This is a genomic window from Serratia liquefaciens ATCC 27592 (genome assembly GCF_000422085.1).
Taxonomy (GTDB): Bacteria; Pseudomonadota; Gammaproteobacteria; order Enterobacterales; family Enterobacteriaceae; genus Serratia; species Serratia liquefaciens.
Window position 1 is genome coordinate 1,974,291 of sequence record NC_021741.1, and the last position, 22,450, is coordinate 1,996,740.

26 protein-coding genes are annotated in these 22,450 nt (G+C 52.6%); 17 read left to right on the top strand and 9 right to left on the bottom strand.

Features of this window, described 5'->3' with window-relative positions; genetic code table 11:
• Positions 1-11 precede the first annotated feature (11 nt).
• From M495_RS09225 to M495_RS09240, 4 genes are all read left to right on the top strand, one after another.
• Positions 12-749, top strand: coding sequence for a phosphatase (locus M495_RS09225; RefSeq protein ID WP_020826369.1), 738 nt, complete (start codon positions 12-14; stop codon positions 747-749).
• Positions 750-791: 42 nt separating this feature from the next.
• The gene (locus M495_RS09230; RefSeq protein ID WP_020826370.1) at positions 792-1,379 is read left to right on the top strand and encodes a TorD/DmsD family molecular chaperone; all 588 of its coding nucleotides are present in this window, start codon (positions 792-794) and stop codon (positions 1,377-1,379) included.
• 183 nt (positions 1,380-1,562) lie between these two features.
• Positions 1,563-2,216, top strand: coding sequence for a tellurite resistance TerB family protein (locus M495_RS09235; RefSeq protein WP_020826371.1), 654 nt, complete (start codon positions 1,563-1,565; stop codon positions 2,214-2,216).
• Positions 2,217-2,284: 68 nt separating this feature from the next.
• Positions 2,285-4,318, top strand: coding sequence for a S9 family peptidase (locus tag M495_RS09240; RefSeq protein ID WP_020826372.1), 2,034 nt, complete (start codon positions 2,285-2,287; stop codon positions 4,316-4,318).
• 34 nt (positions 4,319-4,352) lie between these two features.
• On the opposite strand, the gene exoX is transcribed toward M495_RS09240, so the two are convergent.
• Positions 4,353-5,021: an exodeoxyribonuclease X gene (gene exoX / locus M495_RS09245; RefSeq protein WP_020826373.1), complete on the bottom strand. Its 669-nt coding sequence runs from the start codon at positions 5,019-5,021 to the stop codon at positions 4,353-4,355.
• Between the two features lie 438 nt (positions 5,022-5,459).
• Here exoX and dksA point away from each other — a divergent pair, with 438 nt between their 5' ends.
• Together dksA and pip are read left to right on the top strand one after the other, a co-directional pair.
• Positions 5,460-5,885, top strand: coding sequence for an RNA polymerase-binding protein DksA (gene dksA / locus M495_RS09250; protein ID WP_020826374.1), 426 nt, complete (start codon positions 5,460-5,462; stop codon positions 5,883-5,885).
• A 172-nt stretch (positions 5,886-6,057) separates the two neighbouring features.
• A complete protein-coding gene (gene pip, locus M495_RS09255; RefSeq protein ID WP_020826375.1) occupies positions 6,058-7,011 on the top strand; it encodes a prolyl aminopeptidase in 954 nt (317 codons plus the stop codon).
• A 30-nt stretch (positions 7,012-7,041) separates the two neighbouring features.
• Here pip and M495_RS09260 read toward each other — a convergent pair whose 3' ends face one another.
• Complete coding sequence (locus M495_RS09260; RefSeq protein WP_020826376.1) at positions 7,042-7,272, bottom strand: DNA polymerase III subunit theta; 231 nt, start codon at positions 7,270-7,272, stop codon at positions 7,042-7,044.
• Between the two features lie 372 nt (positions 7,273-7,644).
• Between M495_RS09260 and ftnA the strand changes: the two genes are divergently transcribed.
• From ftnA to M495_RS09280, 4 genes are all read left to right on the top strand, one after another.
• Positions 7,645-8,163 carry a non-heme ferritin gene (ftnA, locus tag M495_RS09265; RefSeq protein WP_020826377.1) on the top strand — a complete coding sequence of 173 codons (519 nt, stop codon included), beginning with the start codon at positions 7,645-7,647 and terminating at the stop codon, positions 8,161-8,163.
• Positions 8,164-8,478: 315 nt separating this feature from the next.
• Entirely contained in the window at positions 8,479-8,862 is a 384-nt protein-coding gene (gene yobA, locus M495_RS09270; RefSeq protein ID WP_020826378.1) for a CopC domain-containing protein YobA, read from the top strand.
• A gap of 3 nt (positions 8,863-8,865) precedes the next feature.
• Positions 8,866-9,747, top strand: coding sequence for a copper homeostasis membrane protein CopD (gene copD, locus M495_RS09275; protein ID WP_020826379.1), 882 nt, complete (start codon positions 8,866-8,868; stop codon positions 9,745-9,747).
• Between the two features lie 69 nt (positions 9,748-9,816).
• On the top strand, positions 9,817-10,158 hold the full coding sequence (locus M495_RS09280) for a YebY family protein (protein WP_020826380.1): 342 nt from the start codon (positions 9,817-9,819) through the stop codon (positions 10,156-10,158).
• 639 nt (positions 10,159-10,797) lie between these two features.
• Here the strand turns inward: M495_RS09280 and M495_RS25780 are convergent.
• The 3 genes from M495_RS25780 to M495_RS09295 all read right to left on the bottom strand — a co-directional run bounded on the left by M495_RS25780 (position 10,798) and on the right by M495_RS09295 (position 14,171).
• Positions 10,798-11,079, bottom strand: coding sequence for a site-specific integrase (locus M495_RS25780; protein ID WP_020826382.1), 282 nt, complete (start codon positions 11,077-11,079; stop codon positions 10,798-10,800).
• A 162-nt stretch (positions 11,080-11,241) separates the two neighbouring features.
• Entirely contained in the window at positions 11,242-12,933 is a 1,692-nt protein-coding gene (locus tag M495_RS09290; protein ID WP_020826383.1) for a hypothetical protein, read from the bottom strand.
• 701 nt (positions 12,934-13,634) lie between these two features.
• Complete coding sequence (locus M495_RS09295) at positions 13,635-14,171, bottom strand: DUF4136 domain-containing protein (RefSeq protein WP_020826384.1); 537 nt, start codon at positions 14,169-14,171, stop codon at positions 13,635-13,637.
• Between the two features lie 301 nt (positions 14,172-14,472).
• Between M495_RS09295 and M495_RS09300 the strand changes: the two genes are divergently transcribed.
• Positions 14,473-14,823, top strand: a complete 351-nt coding sequence (locus tag M495_RS09300; protein WP_041415315.1) for a DUF4377 domain-containing protein — start codon at positions 14,473-14,475, stop codon at positions 14,821-14,823.
• A 43-nt stretch (positions 14,824-14,866) separates the two neighbouring features.
• Here M495_RS09300 and M495_RS09305 read toward each other — a convergent pair whose 3' ends face one another.
• Positions 14,867-15,778: an aminoglycoside phosphotransferase family protein gene (locus M495_RS09305; protein WP_020826386.1), complete on the bottom strand. Its 912-nt coding sequence runs from the start codon at positions 15,776-15,778 to the stop codon at positions 14,867-14,869.
• 148 nt (positions 15,779-15,926) lie between these two features.
• Between M495_RS09305 and fabV the strand changes: the two genes are divergently transcribed.
• The 6 genes from fabV (at position 15,927) to M495_RS09335 (ending at position 19,735) form a co-directional block, all read left to right on the top strand.
• Complete coding sequence (gene fabV / locus M495_RS09310) at positions 15,927-17,126, top strand: enoyl-ACP reductase FabV (protein ID WP_020826387.1); 1,200 nt, start codon at positions 15,927-15,929, stop codon at positions 17,124-17,126.
• Between the two features lie 142 nt (positions 17,127-17,268).
• The gene (locus M495_RS09315) at positions 17,269-17,832 is read left to right on the top strand and encodes a DUF2975 domain-containing protein (RefSeq protein ID WP_020826388.1); all 564 of its coding nucleotides are present in this window, start codon (positions 17,269-17,271) and stop codon (positions 17,830-17,832) included.
• A gap of 7 nt (positions 17,833-17,839) precedes the next feature.
• A complete protein-coding gene (locus M495_RS09320) occupies positions 17,840-18,055 on the top strand; it encodes a helix-turn-helix domain-containing protein (RefSeq protein WP_041415317.1) in 216 nt (71 codons plus the stop codon).
• 621 nt (positions 18,056-18,676) lie between these two features.
• A complete protein-coding gene (locus M495_RS09325) occupies positions 18,677-18,997 on the top strand; it encodes a hypothetical protein (RefSeq protein ID WP_020826390.1) in 321 nt (106 codons plus the stop codon).
• Positions 18,998-19,024: 27 nt separating this feature from the next.
• Positions 19,025-19,333, top strand: coding sequence for a hypothetical protein (locus M495_RS09330; RefSeq protein WP_236615029.1), 309 nt, complete (start codon positions 19,025-19,027; stop codon positions 19,331-19,333).
• Between the two features lie 42 nt (positions 19,334-19,375).
• The gene (locus M495_RS09335; protein ID WP_020826392.1) at positions 19,376-19,735 is read left to right on the top strand and encodes a hypothetical protein; all 360 of its coding nucleotides are present in this window, start codon (positions 19,376-19,378) and stop codon (positions 19,733-19,735) included.
• Here M495_RS09335 and M495_RS25785 read toward each other — a convergent pair.
• From M495_RS25785 to M495_RS09350, 3 genes are all read right to left on the bottom strand, one after another.
• Positions 19,732-19,947 carry a type 2 periplasmic-binding domain-containing protein gene (locus tag M495_RS25785; RefSeq protein WP_041414455.1) on the bottom strand — a complete coding sequence of 72 codons (216 nt, stop codon included), beginning with the start codon at positions 19,945-19,947 and terminating at the stop codon, positions 19,732-19,734. The genes M495_RS09335 and M495_RS25785 overlap by 4 nt on opposite strands.
• Positions 19,948-20,130: 183 nt before the next feature.
• Positions 20,131-20,844, bottom strand: a complete 714-nt coding sequence (gene dcuR / locus M495_RS09345) for a two-component system response regulator DcuR (RefSeq protein ID WP_020826394.1) — start codon at positions 20,842-20,844, stop codon at positions 20,131-20,133.
• Positions 20,845-20,846: 2 nt separating this feature from the next.
• Complete coding sequence (locus M495_RS09350) at positions 20,847-22,448, bottom strand: sensor histidine kinase (protein ID WP_020826395.1); 1,602 nt, start codon at positions 22,446-22,448, stop codon at positions 20,847-20,849.
• Positions 22,449-22,450 lie beyond the last annotated feature (2 nt).

Here is a 22,450-nt window from a genome sequence, read left to right on the forward strand (position 1 = left end):
AAGGAGAAGCAATGTACCCCGTTGATTTACATATGCACACCGTCGCCAGCACCCACGCCTACAGTACGCTGCATGACTACATCGTCGAAGCCCAGCAAAAGGGCATCAAACTGTTCGCCATCACCGACCATGGCCCGGATATGGCCGATGCGCCGCATTATTGGCACTTTATGAACATGCACGTGTGGCCACGTCTGGTGGACGGCGTGGGCATATTGCGCGGCATCGAGGCCAACATCAAAAACCTGCAGGGCGATATCGACTGCACCGGCCCGATGCTGGATAAAATTGACGTGATTATTGCCGGTTTCCACGAGCCGGTATTTGCACCGCAGGATAAAGCGGCCAATACCGAAGCGATGATCGCCGCGATGGCGCAAGGTGACGTGCACATAATCAGCCACCCTGGCAACCCAAGATATCCGATCGATATTGCGGCGGTTGCTGCCGCCGCGGCCAAATACGACGTGGCATTGGAACTGAACAATTCGTCGTTCACCCATTCGCGCAAGGGCAGCGAGGATAACTGCCGGGCCATCGCCGCCGCGGTTCGTGATGCCGGTGGTTGGTTAGCGCTGGGCTCGGATTCACACATTGCTTTCTCGCTCGGCGGTTTCGAGCACTGCGAACGCATCATTGCCGAGGTGGAGTTCCCGCAGGAGCGTATTCTCAACGTGAGCCCACGACGCCTGCTCGATTTTCTCGAGCGTCGCGGCAAGCCGGCGATTGCGGAATTGGCCGATTTGTGACATCGTCCCGGCAAATTTTTCCGTATTGTATAAGGCATTATCATGAATGAGTTTTCCGTTGTTTGCCGCGTGCTGGGTACGCTTTTTTATCGCCAGCCGCAGGATCCGTTGCTGGTGCCGCTGTTTACGCTGATCAAAGAAGGCAAGCTGCAACAGCACTGGCCGCTGGAACAGGATGAACTCTTGGTACGCCTGCAGCAGGGTTGTGATGTGAACCTGCTGTCCAGCGACTTCAACGCCATGTTCGTCGGCAGCGAATGCAGCGTGTCACCTTTCCGTTCGGCCTATGTTGAAGGGGCAACCGAAGCGGAAGTGCGTACTTTCCTGCAGCAGCGCGGCATGCCGCTCGGAGAAGCGCCGGCCGATCATTTCGGTTCTTTGTTGCTGGCGGCCTCCTGGCTGGAAGACCAGTCTCAGGAAGACGAAGCACAGGCGCAAATCACGCTGTTTGACGACTATCTGCTGCCATGGTGCGGCCGTTTCCTCGGCAAAGTAGAAGCTCACGCCACTACCGGTTTTTACCGCACTTTGGCGCTGTTGGCTCGCGAGTCGATTCAGGCAATGCGTGACGAACTGGCGGAATACGAACAGGAAGAAGACCAGCCGGGCGAAGAGGGCGAACAGCCTTAATCCGCGAGTGGCCGGCTGGCGCCTGATGGCGAAGTCGGCCTTTTCCCGCCATCAATGTTCCCCGCTACACAGGTTTTCATCCCCCATACGTAAACTGACAAAAAATCCCCTAATCTGACGCTTTACCGGCGGCTTGGCCTTTTTGTGCCTGCACGCCTTGTTTCCTCACGCAAAGGGTAAAGCATGAAAAATAACTGGATGCAGCAGATCCAATCGATGATTGGGCAAAAGGCCGGTTCAATCGGCGGTTCGGAAGGTATCGGCAAGCTGCTGGCCCCGACTGCGCTGGGTGGCCTGGTGGGCGTTTTGCTGGCGAATAAGTCTTCGCGCAAGCTGGTCGGCAAATTCGGTAAGAATGCGTTGATTATCGGCGGCAGCGCAGCGGTTGGTGCAGTGCTGTGGAATAAGTACAAACAACGGGTGAAAGAAACCCACCAGAACGAACCGCAGTTTGGCCTGCAGACCACGCCGGTGGACTTGCGTGCCAAACGTCTGGTGCAGGCGCTGGTGTTTGCCGCCAAAAGCGACGGGCATATCGATGCGGAAGAAAAGCTCGCCATCGACCACAGCCTGGAACAGCTGCAGGTGGGTGAAGAAGCGCAAAAATGGGTGCAAGAGGCGATCGACCAGCCGCTTAACCCGGATTTGATCGCCCAGAGCGTCAAGAATGAAGACGAAGCGCTGGAGGTATATTACCTGAGCTGCATGGTGATCGACGTGGATCACTTTATGGAGCGTGGCTATCTTGATGCCCTGGCGCAGTCGTTGAAGATCCCGGCGGACGTCAAGCAGGGCATAGAAAACGACGTGAACGAGAAAAAACGCGAGCTGGCATAGCGCCGCTTGGCAAGCCGGGGGGAATCGTGTCACTCTTGCCTTAATCAAGGTAAGCGGATGATTTAACAATGATGACCCCCCCTAAGGCAGAAAAACGTCCTTATCCCATTACGGTTCACGGCGACACGCGTGTGGACGACTACTATTGGCTGCGCGACGACGATCGCGCAGACCCGCAGGTGTTGGACTACCTGCAGGCGGAAAACGCCTTCACCGATGCGGCGCTGAAACCACAGCAGGCCCTGCGCGAAACGCTGTATGAAGAAATGGTGGCGCGCATTCCTCAGCAGGAACATTCAGTCCCCTATGTCAGAAACGGCTACCGCTATCAGACGCGCTTCGAACCGGGCAATGAGTACGCGATTTATGTGCGTCAGCCGCAGGCGGAAAGCGAACATTGGGACACCCTGATCGACGGCAACCAGCGCGCCGAGCAGCGAGAGTTTTATACCCTTGGCGGGCTGGAAGTCAGCCCCGACAACCAAAAGCTGGCGGTTGCGGAGGATTTCCTCTCCCGCCGCCAATACGACATTCGTTTCAAAAACCTCAGCGACGACAGCTGGACCGACGAAGTGCTGGAAAACACCTCCGGCAACTTCGAGTGGTCCAATGATTCAGCCACCGTGTATTACGTGCGTAAACACGCTAAAACGCTGTTACCGTATCAGGTCTATCGCCATGTGGTAGGTACCGATCCGCAGCTTGATGAATTGATCTACGAAGAGCTGGATGACACCTTCTACGTCGGGTTGGAAAAAACCACCTCCGAACGTTTCATTCTGATCCACCTGAGCAGCACCACCACCTCGGAAATTCTGCTGCTGGACGCCGATCGCGCCGACAGCACGCCGCAGATGTTTGTGCCGCGCCGCAAGGATCATGAATACGGTATCGATCACTATCACCAACATTTCTACATTCGGTCCAACAAGGACGGCAAAAATTTCGGCCTGTACCAGAGCGAGCAGGCGGACGAAGCGCAGTGGCAGACGTTGATTGCTCCCCGCGTGGAAGTGATGCTGGAAGGCTTTAGCCTGTTCCGCGACTGGCTGGTGGTAGAGGAACGCAGCGAGGGGTTGACCCAACTGCGACAAATTCACTGGCAGAGCGGTGAAGTGAAGCGCATTGCCTTTGACGATCCGACCTACACCACCTGGCTGGCATACAATCCGGAGCCGGAAAGCGAGCTGCTGCGCTATGGTTACTCCTCGATGACCACGCCAACTACGCTGTATGAGTTGAATCTCGACAGCGGCGAACGTGTGATGCTTAAACAGCAGGAAGTGAAAAACTTTACCCCGGAAAATTACCGCAGCGAGCGAGTCTGGGTGAAGGCGCGCGACGGTGTCGAGGTGCCGGTTTCGCTGGTTTATCGCCCGGATAGCTTCGTGCACGGCAGCAACCCGCTGATGGTGTATGGCTACGGCTCTTACGGCAGCAGCATGGATCCGGCTTTTAGCGCCAGCCGCTTGAGCCTGCTGGATCGCGGTTTTGTCTTTGCCCTGGCGCACATTCGCGGCGGCGGCGAATTGGGGCAGCTGTGGTACGAAGACGGCAAGCTGTTCAACAAGCAAAATACCTTCAACGACTTTATCGACGTGACGGAAACCTTGATTGCTCAAGGCTACGGCGATGCCAAACGGGTATTCGCCATGGGTGGCAGCGCCGGCGGCTTGCTGATGGGCGCGGTGATTAACCAGGCACCACAGCTGTTCAACGGCATCGTGGCGCAAGTGCCGTTTGTCGACGTGGTCACCACCATGCTTGACGAGTCTATTCCACTGACCACCGGTGAGTATGACGAGTGGGGCAACCCGAACGAACGAGCTTATTACGACTACATTTTGCAGTACAGCCCGTACGATCAGGTCAAGGCGCAGGATTACCCGCATATGCTGGTCACCACCGGCCTGCACGACTCGCAGGTACAGTATTGGGAACCGGCCAAGTGGGTAGCAAAATTGCGTGAGTTGAAAACTGACGACCGCCAACTGCTGCTGTATACCGATATGGATTCCGGCCACGGCGGCAAGTCCGGGCGTTTCAAGGCCTACGAGGATATCGCGCTGGAGTACGCCTTTATTTTGGCGCTGGCGGAGTAACCTTCTGGCGGGCGGCTGGCGCTGCCCGCTTTCTTCAGCCGATCAGATAGTATTTCAGCGTGTGTTTCATGTCCGGGCTGAGATCTTCAATGGATTTCAGCATCCAGCGCAAATAGCCGGGATCTTCCTGCGCAATGCGATCAATTTCCTGCCCACGGTATTTTCCGAACTTAAACTTCTTCAACAGCACCGGCTGCTCGGTGATTTGCGCCATTTGCTCCGGCGTCCAGCCTGAATCCTTGATGATGCGTTGCAGCAGCGCGGCGGTCACGTAGCAGTCATACAATGCGCGGTGCGGATACAGCGTCGTGTCCTGCGGCAATTGCACATCCAGATTGAGCGCGTAGCGCAGATATTGGTTGCCGTATTTGATGTCCGGGTACAGGTTACGGGCCAGCTTCATGGTGCAGATCCAGGCGCCGTTCATTTCAGGCAGTACGCCGCGATCGAAAGCCGCATTGTGAGCGACATAGTAGGGGCTGCCGAGATAACGCCCGATCGCCACCGCGATCCGCGGTTTCCCTTCGACCATCTGCTCGGTAATGTGGTGAATAGCCATGGCTTCAATGCCAATTGGCCTGTCAGGGCTGATCAAATCGCTCATGGGATTGGTGATTTGCCCGTCAATCAGATCGACAGAGGCCACTTCGACTACGCCGCCTTCCAGCCCGCAGGTTTCAGTGTCTATTACGCGTAAATTCATGGTTTCCTCAGGATGGCTGCACAGGTTTAGCTTAACGGGCCGTTACGCCAATGCCAACCGTTGAAAGCGGGGAGGTTATTTCAGGCAACAAAAAACCCGCCTTGGCGGGTTTAACTCTACGGTTAGAAGTTCGCTTACTCGCCGGACGTTTGCCCTTTCTTGGCGCGTTTGCCTGCGCGTTTTTCAGCAGGGGTTTTCAACGGCTTCTTCTTCGCATTTTTTTTGCTATCCATTCCCTTACTCATGATGGCCTCTCAGTTACCTATGGTTGGGTGGGTTGCTCAGCCATTAACCCCCTTACGCCTGTCGGATGCAAGCATGAAAGCAGGTGTTTTAGTTAATCGATTGTTTATAGGTTGAATTTTGTTTTTCAGGAAAGGCTGCTGAAAATATTTGATATGTTATAATATAACAATTAATTCCTAACCGGAGAGCGCCATGACAGTCGTTTCCATGTTAAACCAGCAACAGCTCCTGGCCATGCCGGAGTCTGACTACATGAACCCGGCGCAGCGGGCCTTTTTTCGCCAGCGCTTGCTGGAAGAGCAGCAAAAACTGCTGCAGCACATCGATGCGTTGAAGCGGGATATCGACAGCGGTGAAGTTTCAGGTGACGAAGCGGACAAGGCCGCGCGTGAAGAAGACTTGCGGTTGCTGTTTCGCCAGTTGGATCGCGAAAGCCGTTTGCTGCCGAAAATCAGCGCGGCGCTGACGCGTTTGTATAACGGCGACTATGGTTATTGCCGTGAAAGCGGAGAGCCTATTGGCCTGGCGCGCTTGCTGTTGCGGCCAACGGCGGAACTGAGCATTGAGGCCAAAACCGCGCAGGAAATGCGCGAACCGCATCTGCGTAAGCGGGGTTGATTCTACGGCTGGCTCCCAACGGCCAGCCGGTATTTTGCCGGCAAGTCGTATTCATTTTAAGCAAACGAACCTTAACTTGTTGGGGAGCGTAGGAGTTTTCAGGATTTACCGTTGACCAAATGAGTGGCTTCGGCTTTGATGAGGGTATGACCCACAGAGAGACGGAAGCGCCATGGAACAATTACGAGGTTTGTACCCGCCGTTAGCAGCATATGACAGCGGTTGGCTGGACACCGGGGATGGCCACCGGATCTACTGGGAACTGAGCGGTAACCCGAACGGTAAACCGGCAGTCTTTATTCACGGTGGACCGGGGGGCGGCATTTCTCCTTATCACCGCCAACTGTTCGATCCGCAGCGCTACAAGGTATTGCTGTTCGATCAGCGTGGCTGTGGCCGTTCCAAGCCGCATGCCAGCCTGGACAACAACACCACCTGGCACCTGGTGCAGGACATCGAACGGCTGCGCGAAATGGCCGGTGTCGATCAGTGGCTGGTGTTTGGCGGCTCCTGGGGCTCAACGTTGGCGTTGGCCTACGCACAGACTCATCCGCAGCGCGTCAGTGAAATGGTGCTGCGCGGCATCTTTACCCTGCGCAAGCAGGAGCTGCATTGGTACTATCAGGACGGCGCTTCGCGCTTCTTCCCGGAGAAGTGGGAACGTGTGTTGTCGATTCTTTCAGAGGAAGAACGCAAGGACGTGATTGCTTCTTACCGCCAGCGCCTGACCTCAACGGATCCGCAGGTGCAGCTGGAAGCGGCCAAACTGTGGAGCGTGTGGGAAGGGGAGACGGTGACCTTGCTGCCCAGCAGCGAGTCGGCTTCTTTTGGCGAGGACGATTTCGCGCTGGCGTTCGCCCGTATCGAAAACCACTACTTTACTCATCTGGGCTTCCTGGACAGCGACGATCAACTGCTGCGCAACGTTCCGCTGATCCGTCATATTCCGGCGGTGATCATCCATGGCCGTTACGATATGGCTTGCCAGGTACAAAACGCCTGGGATCTGGCGAAGGCTTGGCCGGAGGCGGAGCTGCATATTGTCGAGGGGGCCGGACACTCATTCGATGAGCCCGGCATCCTGCACCAGTTAATGCTGGCGACCGACAAATTTGCCGGCAAATGACACCGAGCCCGCCACTACGGCGGGCTTTTATTATTTGGATTTCGGTTCGTACGGCAGGCGCGAATACTTGTGCGATTCGGCACGGTAGTGCGCCACGCGTTCGCGGAAATAATCACGCAGGTGTTCGGGCTGTTCACGCTCAACCATTTCGGGGATCACCGGCATGTTGTAGCGCTCTTTGAACGCCACGCCGGAAGCTGCGAGATCAACGTTCACTTTGTCCATCTCTTCTTTGGAAAGCTCTGCCAAATTGTAACCCACCGTATTCTCCTTACTGTTACCGCATTGGATCAGCGCAGAAGGTAATCCACCCGGCGGCGCTTGGCAAGCCTGAAGCGCGCAGGGGGAGATGGTCACCAATAACCGGTAACGGAAAAGGTTATTTATTATTCGTTCAGCAATGCAATTCATTTATTATTTTAAATAAGAATGATTCGCTTTTTGATTAAATTTACAGATGGAAATAGTTATCATAATTATTTAAATGAATAATTGGTGTTTTTCATAACTAGTTGATTTTATTTTAATTTAAAATTAAATCATCGATGATGTAAATCAGGTGTGTTTATTTTGTTTTCGTCAGGGCATAATGCGGAAAAATTAAGTTGATACCTGCAAAATAAAGGAATGATTATGCTGACGCCTGAAATGACCAAAAAGCTGAATGAGCAACTGAACCTGGAGTTCTACTCTGCCAACCTGTATCTGCAAATGAGTGCCTGGTGCAGCGATAAAGGCTTTGAAGGTGCCGCGGCATTCCTTAAAGAACACTCTCAGGAAGAGATGCAGCACATGCAGCGCCTGTTCGAATACCTCAGTGATACCGGTGCACTGCCGCTGTTGGGCACCATCGCCGCGCCGCCGGTTGAGTTTGGTTCCCTGGCAGAGGTGTTCCAACAGACGTACGAACATGAGCAACTGATCACCCGCCAGATTAATGAACTGGCGCACGCGGCAATGACCGCTCATGACTATTCAACCTTCAACTTCCTGCAGTGGTATGTTGCCGAGCAGCACGAAGAAGAGAAGCTGTTCAAGTCCGTACTGGATAAACTGGCGCTGGTGGGCAACAGCGGCAATGCCCTGTTCTTCATTGATAAAGATCTGAAGAAAATGGGTGCGGCCGGCGAAAACGGTAACGGCCAGGCCTAATCCTTTTGTAGAAAACCGCGTGTCGGCGTTGGCCGGTGCGCGGTTTTTTTATGCCCTGCATTTATCGCGGTTTTACAGCGATATGTGCTACTGGATCGCAAAATGCCAGCGTTCTGCTCGACTTGCATAATGACACTCGTTATCATTTGACGCGATACGCTACAGGGAAGGTTGAGAGTCAAAACAGGGGGTTACTCCCATAATTCTGTTTACCCGTGGCGCAATCATCTGCGGTGGGTTGGGCTGCTGATACATCGCCCTGGCGGTTAGCCTGGCTCCTTATCACCCTCGATTATTGCTTTAAGGGATATCACTGTGATCGGTAAAATTCGGACTTCTTATCGCCTGCTTTCCACCATTTTCGTGCTGTTTGTCGGGCTGTCCTCACAGCAGGCACTGGCGCATGCCCATTTAAAAGTTGAAACGCCGGCGGCAGATGCCAGCGTGAGTCCGGCACCCAAGGTGCTGACGCTCAATTTCTCCGAGGGTATTGAGCCCAACTTCAGCGGCATTAAAATCACCGGCCCAGACAACGCCGAAGTGAAAACCGGCAAGCTGCAGCTCGATGCGAACAACAATACCCAGGTCAATCTGCCTATCGAAGGCGATCTGGCGGCAGGCAAATATAACGTCAGCTGGCATGTGGTGTCGGTCGACGGTCATAAAACCAAGGGCCAATACAGCTTCACCGTAAACTGACCCATGAGTCTGGCGACCCTGTTTGTCCTGTGTCGCTTTGTGCACTTTGCGGCGGTGATGCTGATGTTTGGCTCCAGCTTATTCACCGCCTTATTGTCGCCGCAGCGCCTTTCTACGTATCTCACCCGTGATGTGCGTCCTTTGTTGGTCTCTTGCACCTGGCTTGCCGGGCTTTCCGCTATTGCGTTGCTGGCTATTCAGGCCGGGCAGATGGGGGACGGCTGGGCAGATACCTGGCGGCTGGACGTGTGGTGGGCGGTACTGGGCACCACCTTTGGCGAGGTTTGGCGCTGGCACCTGGGCATTTCAATGCTGGCATTGCTGAGCCTGTGGCTCGCCGAGCCACGTCGTACACAACTGCTGGCGCTGCTTTCCACATTGCTGTTGGTCAGCATGGCGTTTATCGGCCATGCGGCGATGCATGGTGGGGGGCTTGGCGCACTGCATCGTTTCAATCATGCGCTGCACCTGCTGGCGGCCGGGTACTGGTTTGGCAGCCTGTTGCCGCTGCTGGTCTGTTTGCGCTATCTGGTCCAACCGCAGTGGCGCAGCGACGCGGTGACCACATTGATACGCTTCTCGCGCTGGGGACACCTGGCTGTGGCGCTGGTGCTGCTGACCGGCGTAATCAACAGTTTGATCATTCTCGGCAGTTGGCCGTTGGACGTAGATTCTCCGTACCAACGCCTGCTGCTGTTTAAAACCGCGCTGGTGGCGCTGATGGTTATGGTGGCATTAGCCAACCGCTACGCCGTCGTCCCGGCGATGAGCAGCATGCCAAGGCTGGCGCAGCGCGGGCTGGTGCTTGCCTGCTGGGCGGAGTTGGGGTTAGGGGCGGTAGTGCTGCTGTTGGTCAGTTTATTTGCAACCTATGCGCCGGTATAACATTCCGGCTTGCCGGATGCCCCCAAACTGCGGGAAAATTGAATCAAATAGCAACCCTAAGGCCATAACATGAAATCGGTATTACTTGGCATGACGCTGCTGGCAACCGCGACCGGTGCTTTGGCAGCAGACCAACTGGTGAACATCACCAAGCTGGAATACGGCAAGCAGTGGGCGTTCACCAAAGAAGAAGTGACGCTGCAGTGCCGCAGCGGCGGTGCGTTGTTCGTGCTCAACAACAGCACGCTAATGCAGTACCCGCTTAACGCGGCCGCAGAAGCGCAGGTGAAAGCAGGGCAGCAACGCGCTCAACCGCTGGACGTGATCCTGCTCGATGACGCCGCCAATCCGGGCCATAAGATGAGTGTTGAGCCGTACCGCGAACGCGCCGAGAAGCTCTGCGCGAACTAATCGCTTATCCCCCAATGGCTTAGTACGAGGTTAACCGGTGATGAATAATTGCACGAAATTAATTCCGTAATGAAACTATCACCGGCCGTGCGGCTGGCTGGCAAAAATAGCGCGGTAAGCTACTCTTAAAGTGCACGGCTGAACAAGCCTTGCACAAAATGCCAACTTTTAGCGCACGGCTCTCTCCCAAGAGCCATTTCCCTAGACCGAATATAGGAATCGTATTCGGTCTTTTTTTGTGTTTGATTTTAAAGAGATTATTTACTTTTGTCCGAAATGTGTTCGAATTTTGATATTCGGTCTTTTTCAGAATCACGTGCTCTTTTACCATCGTATTGAGGTATTTCAGCGTCTTCATCTCTGAAGTATGCCCCATACTTTATGCGCAAAATCCCTTCCTCATTCCTTTTCATACAACCGCCCAGCCAGGCTCCTGACCTCGTGGAACGTCGGCGGGTTATCCTCAAACTCGAGTGCTGAGGCTTTTCGCGTAGCAACAAACTTTTTTGTTAACCCATAGGGTGTAAGGATCCGTTAGGGCCATTTTTCTGATGCCGGCGCTTAGTAGAAAATTTCTCGTGCTAGGCCCTTCGGCAGAGATCGATCACTGCTCCCAACTGCAGGCCATGCATTTCAGTTTTAGGTCGAGGGTGGGGAGATTAGGTCGTCAGTTTTGCCCTGTTTTACCTGCAGATGGTCGTCTACGACATGGTCAAAGCGCATCCGTGTCAAATCTTCACGCCGTTGCCCGGTGTTCAGTGCCAGATCTATCGCTAAATTGAACCACGCTGGCACCGCGGTTGCGTATACTGCTTCTCGTGTGGGGAAGTGTTGCGCCAATTCCAGCCGAGTGCGCGTTACCACGACTTTTGCCTCGCGGAGAATACTGATGAGCTGTTGGTCGGAAAAACGCTTCTTCATGGGGATGTCCTCATGTGACTTATTAAGACATTACTAACATCGGGGTGTACTAATCAACGGGGAGCAGGACACTTATACGAGAAATAAATTTATACTGAATGCGGGTTACATAATGAAGCAGCCTTATTATTGCTGCTCCATACTATCAAGTATCTATAAGCGTTAAGTTAGTGTGAATATGTTTTTTTTCGAATACGAAACAACACCTGATATTGTTTCTACATTTCGCTTCCAGTCATTTCCCGAGTATCCTTCCATAGTAAGTGAGCCAGATATCCTTGGGTTTGCTAACGATGGGCCAGATATCGTTACATTGCCCCATTGAAGGTTCATAGAGCCAGTGCCATTTACGATAATTGGTGGTTTTATTCCTTGCTTGTTTACAATGGATATACGGTCTAGCTTTGGTGAAATATCATTTGCAACAGTAATAGCTGTGCCAAACACCCTTTCAATGTATATATTTTGCACTCTAGCTGGTGCTAAAAAAATTAAAATGTTGTTAGTCACGGCTGATGAGGTAGATATAAGAGAAATGTTATTAATTGTCGCAGGTTTTGCAATTGTTACTGAGTCACCCCCATCTTGGTTGTTCATTTGAGATATGTAAATTGAATCAATGGTAACCCCGGCAGTATTTATATAAACATCATTGTTTATTGCGCTTTCACCAAATAGATTTATATTTCCAATATAACCACGTGTTATTTTTTTATCTGCAGAATCACCGATTGAGAAAAATGGGTGTTTGCTAACGTTATACTTACTTCTGGCAGAGAATGAACTTATATAAAAATCAGAACACCCCGGGTTTATGCCGAGTCCAGTGAAGATATTCTCGCATTTTATATCGCCAATAGCAGCATTAGTCACATTAAGCCATATGGCCGCTGAACTGAGTTCTGCTTTGAAATTATCTTTGTAGTAACTGCCCAAATTTATTCCGCCAGAAATTGTCACATTTGAAGCGTTTATGTTTAACGAGCCGGCACCATAAAACTCCCCGGCGATATTGTTAATCACGATAGACGAAGCTGGCACTCCATCCGCACCTGCGGAAATAGCGACCCCACGCGCGGCATTACTTCCATCTGCGTTATTGGCTGTAATGCACCCAGCATATTTATAATAGAATCCATCAACATGGATGTCATTTCCTTTAAGGATGAGACCATCTCCTGAACACCAGTTCACAGACGCATTGAATAACTTGTTATTTCCTCTTGATACATCTTTAGGGTACGGGTAGCAAGAGTATAGAGCGTTACGCAATTCATCACCATATAAATGTTTAGTGAGTGTTTCGCCATATGCTCTTATAACATTACACAACCCAAACCCGTTAATGTTATAAGCTTTTCCGAAACCATATGATATGCCATGCGCACCATTTACGGCATCATAAGATGAGTCTTTATTGGCAAAACCTTCAATTGTAAGATCGAAAAAATTCCATCCGTAGACAACCGCGCTTAAAGAAGGATTGGTACCACCTGTATATTGGTTAAAAGGGCTATATGCACCTGTTGTTTTTAATTTTGCACTATTTCCGTAAATAGATCTACGCTCTCCATTCTCATAGTTTTTAATAAAAGGTAGAGTGCAAGGTGATGTTAACAGATAAGTTTTACCTGGAGTTAAATACAAATTCTTACCGGTATTCGCGGCCTGGTTGAATGCAATGCTATCATCATCCTGGCCATTTCCTCTCGCACCATACCATTCAGGCATAACGATATTAATGCTTTGTTGAACATTTCCGCCCTGTTCTAAGGCAACTAACGATGCCCCCTTACCAGAAACGGTAGAGGACAAATCGTTACGGAGGTTATCGTCAGTACTTAAAGATGCCATAAATCATTCTCCTTTGTTGTTTTGCATTATTAGTTATACTGTATATTTAAACAGTGTCAAGGTGAGTGGATCATGCTTAGACAATCAGAAATATAGAGTGCATTTATGGACTCCATTACCTTCAGCTTGAAAGGTTACTCATACCTGCATACACGTGACTCCGCCATCGAGCAGTTCGGTGTTGTTAGCTGGGCAGTGAACGATATGCGATCGTGCTAGCGGGATAATTTCCGACTATTTGATGACCAATCATTAGCACTGCAATCATGGCCGAAATTTTCCCGAACCGATCCGAGAGTTTTGGTAACTGATTGAATTAAAAAAAGGAAATGGAAGGTATAGCAAGTGGGTGCGAAGGTTTTTTATTATAACTTAATGTTTTGTGGAGATATTTTTAATTTTTTGCACATATGCGCATATAAGAATCGTATTCGTTTTTTTATATTTGATTTATAAGCGTATTTTAGAAATTAGAAAAAATAAGCTGCAACCCCTGCTTTCCTCAGACTCAAATTCCGGTAACAAAACGCGCTACAGAGGAAGATCGTTTTTCTGCATGATTGCTACGAGGGGGACGAGAGGTGTGGGGGGGATAACGTGGTGATCTGTCAGCTTATAAGTGCAACAGATACATCAAGCCCTATTGGCTGAAATAGGGCTTGCGCGGGTGGCTAAACTTTCCTGTTAATGGCTCAAAACCATCAGCGGTTTGCAGCTCCCGCCCGGAAGGGATAAGCGGCAAACAGCGCGGCTACCGCTTGTTGAAGCTGCGCCTGGCTGGCAGGTTGCGCGTCTGAGTTGAGCGTGTCGCTGGCGGTTCCGCGCCAGACCAGCTGTTTCTTCTTGCTGTCCACCAGATCCACCGTCAGGGTGCCTTCGGTGTAGGTCCACAGTGTTTGATTGTATCCGCCCCAGCTGGCATAGCCCCAGCGGCCAATCGGCGCGGGGGAGTCATTCACCTGCACTTTGTTTTGTTTCATTGCGCTGCTGTAAACCAACAGGTCTGGGGATGCGCTCAGCTTATAGCCGCGCTGCTCCATCTGTTGCGCTATGGCGCTATGAATATATTTACCCGTCAGCGTTAAGTACTGCCCCTCGGCCTCTGTAGCAAAGCCGTAGGTATGGTATTGGCTAAAATTGGTGCTGTGGTCATAGTCGCTGGTCACCTGCGGCTGGTTAGCGCAGCCCGACAATAAAGCCAAGGAACTTGCGAGCAAAAGGCAAGAAAGCGAACGCATAGAAAACCCCTGTAGGATTATTAGTTTCATAAACTTAGCCCCAGAAGGTGAGCTTGGCAAATCTGGTTGGCAGGAACGGGTTAGGTGGACCGAGGGAACGAAAAACCGTAACGATCTCGCCAGAAAGAGCAGGGTGTGTGTTCCGTAGGGGGCATCAGGCGATTCAGGTCGCGGAGACCCAAACCTGTAGTGACTCGCCGGAGTTTCGGCTCGTTCACTGAAAATTAAGAACATGCTGCTGGCCGCGGTGGCAGTGGCTTTGTTACTATCGGCTCACCTAAAGTCTCAATGGTGCATTACGTTGAAAATCAAAGCGTTGTTATTTATCGCCTTAGTCGGCCTCGCCGGCTGCAGCCAGGAGGGAGCGAAAGTGAGCCAACCCGTGAATAAAGACGGAGATCATACGGAAGTGTTGCTGGTTAACAGCGCGCTGGTAGATTGCATGGGCGTTGCCCCAATGAAATGCATGCAGGTTCGCCACTCTGTACAGGGGCAGTGGGAAATGTTTTACAGCCAGATCGAAGGTTTTACCTTCGAGCCCGGCTACCGCTACCGCCTGAAGGTTAAAGTGACCGAACTGGAAAACGTCCCGGCTGACGCTTCTTCACTGCGCTATACGCTGGTTGAGCAGTTGGAAAAGAACAAGGTCTGATAGCCGTATGCAGGTCAGGGCCGAATGTCCTGACCTGATAACCTCAAAGCGATAACCCAACGTCCGCCGCTACCTGCTCAATCTGATAGCGTGAAGTCCGCGCAAGCGCAGGCTCTTTTTCAACGTAATACGCATACGCAATCACGCCAATCGACAATGCCCAGGCCCGGCCACGCAGCCAGGTGGCTTTATCAGTATCCACGGCGCGTTTAAAATCCTCGCGGTTGTCCTGACTCAATAAATTCCACGCGACAATCAAATCCACCGCCGGATCGCCAATCGCCATACCGCCCCAGTCGATCACCGCCGCTAACTTACCTTCGTTGACCAGCAGGTTGCCCGGCTGGATATCGGTGTGGATCCAGCATGGGGTAGCGCTGTGCTCCTGTATCTGGCTAACGGTTTCCCATACGTGCAGCAGAATGTCCGTATCGAGATAGTCACCACATTGCGCTATCGCGTTGCGGGTGAGGGCGTCTCTGGCGCCAAGCGGGCCGCCACGATAGGAGGTCAGGCTCTTTTGCAGCTCAGGCTCGGTAACAGGGATGGTATGCAGTGCGTGGACAAATTCCCCCAGCTGTTGCGCCAGCCCATGGCTGCCTTCGCCGCAAACCGGCATTTGCCCCTGGATCCAACGGCCTACGCACCAGTTGAAAGGGTAGTCTGCTTGCGGCTGACCTTGCGCCAGCGGAATGGGAACCGGGACCGGCAGATAACGGGCTAGCAACGCCGGGTAACGGTTTTCCCGCTCAAGCGCCGCCGCTGCAGACGGCGTGCGCGGCAGACGAATATAGAGCTCGTCGCCCAGCCGCAGCATCACGTTATCGGTACCGGCAATAGCGACCGGCGCTATCGCCAGCGCCGCCCACTGTGGAAACTGGTCGGTGAGCATGGAAGTCACCAGGTTGAGATCAATATCCACTTCGTCGGCGTGTAATTTGGCGATAAAACTCACGTGCGCACTTCCTTTAAGGCTGAGATTTAACGAGTGAGACTGGTCTGCTCACTGGGCTTGTTGCAAATCTGCCATGCACCCAGCTTAAGTATATTGATAAAATCAGGTATATTGTCCTTCGGTTTTTAGCTACCAAGAAAAAATTACTATGATTATCAAACCTAAAATTCGTGGTTTTATCTGCACTACCGCTCACCCGGCAGGTTGTGAAGCCAATGTCCGTGAGCAAATCGCCTACGTTAAATCACGTGGCGAACTGAAAAACGGGCCGAAAAAAGTGCTGGTGATCGGTGCTTCCACCGGTTACGGCCTGGCGTCACGTATCAATGCCGCCTTCGGCAGCGGTGCGGCCACTATCGGCGTATTTTTTGAAAAGCCGGGCAGCGAAGGCAAAACCGGTTCTGCCGGTTGGTATAACTCTGCCGGTTTTGACAAGGCAGCTAAAGAAGAAGGCCTGTACGCGAAAAGCGTTAACGGCGATGCGTTCTCCAACGAATGCCGCCAAACGGTCATTGACCTGATCAAACAGGATCTGGGCCAGATCGACATGGTGGTTTACTCACTGGCTTCGCCGGTGCGTAAAATGCCGGAAACCGGTGAAGTGGTGCGCTCTGCGCTGAAACCTATCGGCGAACCGTACAAATCCGTGGCGCTCGACACCAATAAAGACGTGCTGGTTGAAGCCGTGGTTGAACCGGCCAACGAGCAGGAAATTGCCGATACCGTCAAAGTGATGGGCGGCCAGGACTGGCAGCTGTGGATGGATGCACTGGAAGAAGCCGGCGTGCTGGCGGACAACGTGCAGGCAGTCGCTTACTCCTACATCGGTACCGATCTGACCTGGCCAATCTACTGGCACGGTACGCTGGGCAAAGCCAAAGAAGACCTGGATCGTGCGGCGCAGGCCATCGATCAGAAACTGAAGGCCAAAGGCGGCGCGGCTTACGTTGCCGTACTGAAGTCGGTAGTGACTCAGGCTTCCTCCGCTATCCCGGTCATGCCACTGTATATCTCTATCGTTTTCAAAATCATGAAAGCGCAGGGGATCCACGAAGGCTGTATCGAGCAGATCCAACGTCTGTTCGCCACCAAGCTGTACAGCGGCACCGCACCGGATACCGATGAGAAGCACCGTCTGCGTCTGGACGACTGGGAACTGCGCGACGACGTGCAGAACACCTGTCGTGAAATCTGGGCACAAATCGACGACAGCAACATCAACGAACTGACCGATTACCTGGGCTACAAGGCCGAGTTCCTGCGTCTGTTCGGTTTTGGTCTGCAAGGCGTTGATTACGAAGCCGATCTCAGCGGTGAAGTTAAGTTTGATGTGATTGAGCTGGTCTAAATCCATCGAGCATTGAGAAAAGGCCGGGTTTCCGGCCTTTTTTACGCCTGTCACCCAGCCGCTCATCAGTCCATTTGATCGTTGACAGCAATAAATTATCGTTTTACGATAACTTATTGCTGTTTTTAAGGATGAAATCGCTATGGGCGCTGCGCCACGGATCCACCTTCCGCTTTATGTACGTTGCTTGTGTTTGTTGATCATGACGATGCTGATTGTCAGCACCGGCGTGGAGATGTTTATGATTGTCCAGGGTTGGGTGCAGGGCGAGGCGTTCAACAGTATCGTGGCGTCCTACCGTGACTATTACCCAGAACTGAACGCCTATGCCGTTCCGCAGCAACGCTGGGCTTTAGTGGCCACCCTGTTGTTGGACATGTTCGCCTACGTGCCTTATTACAGCGCATTACTGTGCGGCGCCGGGCTGTTTTACCAGTTCTATCGCGGCAACGTTTGGCACCGCAACAATATGCTGCTGTTACAGATCATCGGTATCCTGCTGATTGTCGATGTGCTTTTCCCCTCGCTGGCCGGGATGTTGCAGGTGATGATACAGACGGCCAATGAAAAAATGCTGCTAATAATTTATTATGGTATCAACAGCGAATCGGTACGCTCGCTGATCGTAGGCTGCGCAATCCTGGTGTTTAGCCGGGTGTTCCTGGAAGCGTTGCGGCTGAATGAAGAACAGCTTTCTTTCGTGTGAGAATAGAGTGGCGATAATAGTAAGTCTTGATGTCATGTTGGCCAAAAGGAAGATGCGTTCGAAGGAACTGGCGGAACAGGTGGGGATCACCGAACAAAACCTGTCCCTGCTGAAGAACGGCAAGGTGAAGGGCGTGAGGCTGGAGACGTTAGACAAAATCTGCCGGATCCTCGACTGCCAGCCTGGCGATCTCCTGGCCTGGCAACCGGATAACCAAGACTAGCGCGGTGGCGTGCTTTGCGCGCCATATCGTCAATATATTGATTAATTATTATCGTCGGTACTGTAAGCCTTTTTATTGTCAATTAAATCATTAGTCACCTTATTTAAAATTAATAAGGTCGTTTTGACGTTGCTCGCGTTTGAAGGGGGTTATTAAACTAAAAAAAGTCATTTTTTATTTACCGTTGCTAACGATAGCGTTTATTTTAAAGGAGGATATATGAAATTTTGCCAAGGGATCCCGGTATTGTTAATCATGCTAAGCGGTTGCAGCAATATTCAACCCGGCTTTTCGTCTTCAAGCCCTGGCTGGGAACAGCCAAAGCCGGCGACACGTGAGCAACGGCAGCGTATCAGCGCGGGAGAGTCAGCCTCTGCGGTACTTAACGAGAGAGGGCCGAGTATCGGTGGAACCATCGATTGGTCAACTTTGTGGGATCGCTAATTCACTAAATATATTTATCCTGCGAATTATAAACCCAATGGCACTCATTTAATTAAGGTTTACGGTTTGCCGGGTAATATGTTGTTCTTCTCGCGTTGTTTATTTTAACAGCAATAAGTGCTTTTCATTATTTAATGGGAATGAGCGCCATTATGGGCTTTATTACAGGAGTTTATTGTGGAAAAAGGCATCCCCGTTATTTTCATATGTCTATTGTTGCCCTGGTGCCAGCAGGCTGCCGCCGCGCGTTATGAGCGGGAGCATGAAGGCGTCTCTTCGGTGCTGTTTCGCAAGAAACTCAAAGAGGTGGCTCATGACTTCTGGGACGAGATGGGCAATGAGAAACAGCGACCTCTGATATCGACGCAAAGTGAAGACAATACGCTGGCTCAGCGTAAAGCCTGCAAAGGGCAGAGGGGCAAGGCTGCCGCCGCGAGTGAACCGCATCCATCGGCATTGCCGCGCGAAGAACGACCGCTGCTTATCAACGGTTGCTAGCCTCATGCACTAATGGAGTTTTTGCTTTTGAAATTGACCTCTTTAATGGCAGCGGCACTCGCCCTGTTGGCGTCTTCTTGTTGCTATTCGTTTGTTGACAAGCACGCTCAGCGCGCCGGTTTCGAGACGGGGGAAAGCCGCGTGGATTACCGATTACGGTTTAACGGGCTGTTGCAACATCTGTGGTACGTAGAGCAATTACGTTCGGAACAGGCGCGCCTTGCCGTGATACGCCTTGAGCGCAAAACGCTGGAGTCCGCGATGTTACCGCGTGTATGTCGGGCAACACCTGTGCCGCTGTTTTTAGTCGGTAAGAGCGCCATAGCCAGAAGATAGTTTTGTGAGTCAACAGGTGAATTTAATATCAGGAGTCTATCAGTGAAACGGATTTTTCTTGCCTGCGTGGCGCAGTGGTCTTGCTTCTCATTGCAGGCGTCGGTTGACTGGCAATACCATGCCGCACAGCCGCTGGATAACAAAATCTCTGAGGAGTACCAGCAAAAGCGCAGCGGGTTAAAACATAAAGTATGGAGTGCCGAGGGCGTGGCATTGGCCAATGAGAAGGCGCTTGAATTGGAACGGCAACGCGCCGCCGCCGAGCAGGCCAACCGGCAGCAGCTTAAAACGCTGTATGGCGAGTACCACTACCCTTGTGGCAAGCGGAAACAAGAATACCGCAAACTGTGCAACCTGCCGCGCGGGATGACGGATTTTCCCGGGCACAAACGCCACCTTTAGTTCCCTGGCAACTGGCTTGGCATCTGCGCCAGCAGGATGTCGATCGCCGCCCGCGTTTTGGCCGGTAAATAACGGCTGTAAGGCCAGACGGCGTGGATTTCACTGGGCAGCAGGCGAATTTGGCTGAGTACAGGCACCAGTTCCCGCTGCGCAGGTAACGGGCCGACAGCCAGTTGGGGAGCCACACCAGGCCGGTCACGGCGCTGTCGCATAGTGAGTTGCTGGCCCGTACCGTCCCGGCAGCCGAATTGCTGGTGTTGCCGGTGGTGCATCTGTCCAACGTGGAGCGCCAAGAGGATTTTGTCGCCGCGCTGCGCACCTTTCTGCAAAGGTAGTGAGATAAAAAGAGTGGCCCCTGGACGCAATGATGCGCGATGAGCCCCCAGGGGCATCGTCTAGCGGCAATACTCTTTCAGCATGGCGACCGCGTCCGGCTTTAACTGGTAAAGATAGACCGGTCTGCCGGTGGTGCCGTACAGGATGCGGGTACCCAGAATGCCACTTTCCGCCAGATAGATAAGGTATTTACGGCAGGATACGCGCGAAATGCCGATAGCGTTGGCCAGGTTGTCGGTCGAAAACTCCCCATCGTGCTGCTGTTCGATCCATTCGCATACCGTACTTAGCGTAATGCTGGTTAACCCTTTCGGCAGTTTCTTGCCTTCGCTGCTGTTGGGCTGACGCCGCAGCAGGCTGTCGACATCGGCCTGTGAGAATTCGCGCTGTGCCAGGATCTGCGACTGCTGCTGGTAGTTACTCAGCGCCTCTTTGAAACGGCCGAACTGGAAGGGTTTAATCAGATAATCCACCACGCCGTAGTGCAAGGCGCGTTGCACCGTGTCCACGTCGCTGGCGGAGGAAATGATAATGACGTCAGTTTTTTCACCCAGTTCGCGCAGGCCAGGCAGCAGATCCAGGCCATTCTCCTGTTGCATATAGATATCCAGCAGGACCAGATCGATACTGAGATCGGTATCGGCCAGCAACTCGCGTGCCTGCGCCAGCGTAGCGACGGTGGCCTGACAGTGAAAGCCGCTTACCTGGCTGAGGTAGTATTTGTTCAACTCCGCTACCATCGGGTCGTCATCAATAATCAATACGTTAATCATGGTCAGCCCTTGGCCTGATAGGGAATATGGACAAAGAACTGGGTCAGTACACCCGGTTCAGATTCAAAATCAATGCTGCCGCCCAGTTTTTCCAGGCTGCTGCGGATCAACGCCAGGCCGATACCGCGTCCCGGCCCTTTGGTGGACACACCCTGCTCAAAGATACGGGCGCCGAGAGCCGGATCGATGCCGGGGCCGTCGTCGCTGATTATACAGTGTAAGTGATTCTCATTGTGATGAAAGCTCAGGTTGATCTCGTGTCCCTCAACGCCGTCGATGGCGTCAATGGCGTTTTCAATCAGGTTGCCCAGCACGCTGATCAGCACATGGGTGGTTTCCGCGTCGTCGGTTTCCGGCAGCAGGCTGGTCTCATCGATGGTCAGCTCAATGCCGGCCTCATGCGCGCGGCTGATTTTGCCGATAAAGAAGCCGGCGACCTCTGGCGACTGTATTTTTCGTAGCAGCGCGCCGATCTCTTCCTGGTAGTTACTGGCAGTGTTGATGATGTAGTTTTCCAACTGCTGGTAAGCCTTCATATGCAGCATGCCGAGGATCACGTGCAGTTTGTTCATAAACTCGTGCGACTGTACGCGCAATGCGTCGGCGTAGTGGGCCATACCGCTCAGGCGCTGCACCAACTGGCTGATTTCGGTTTTATCGCGGAAGGTGGCGATGGCGCCAATCACCTGGCCCTTGACGATCACCGGCACGGTATTGGTCAAAAGCTCGCTGCCGTTAAAACTGATCTGCTGGTCGCGTAACGGTTTGCCGCTGGCCAAAACTTCCGCCAGATGCAGTTGGGCCGGCCAGTACTTACTGGCGGACTCCAGCAGCAGATTTTCGAAGGGGCCACTTTGGCGCAGCAGGCGTTTCGCCTCGTCGTTAACAATGGTGATACGTGACTGGTTATCGACCGCGATGACGCCTTCTTTAATCGACTGCAGCATGGCGTTGCGCTGTTCAAACAGGTTAGAGATTTCGTAGGGTTCAAAACCGAGCATGATGCGCTTAAGCGCTTTCACCAGGAAGAAGATACCCAGCGTGCCGACCAGCGCGGCGAACGCGAGGGTTAAATAGATAATCCAGCGGCTTTCTGCCACCACCCGGTGGACGGTATCGAGAGCGATGCCCAGCGCCACTACCCCTATCTGTCGGCGCTCGCTGTCGTAGACCGGTGCAAAGACGCGCAGTGAAGGCGCCAACGCGCCACGGTTGATGGCGCTGTTGGTTTTCCCGTGCAGGGCCGGTTCTAAATCGTCGCCGATAAAATGCTTGCCGATCAGCCAGGGTTTAGGGTGCGAGTAGCGGATGCCTTTCATGTCCACCACGGTGACGAACAGCAGCTCGTTTTGATATCGCACCTGCTCGGCGAAGCGCTGGATCGCGCCACTGTGATCTTCCCGCTGCAGGCCGTCAACGACGTTACCGGAAAGCGCCACCGTTTCGGCAATTGCCATCGCCTTTTGGCGCTGCTGATCTTGCCCCTCGTGACTCATCTGCACAAAAAACAGCGCGTACACCACCAGCAGCACCGAAGCAATAATGGCAGACACCATCAGCGTAAGGGTGGTGCTGAGTTTCAGCGGTATCCGTTGTTTGGGCATGG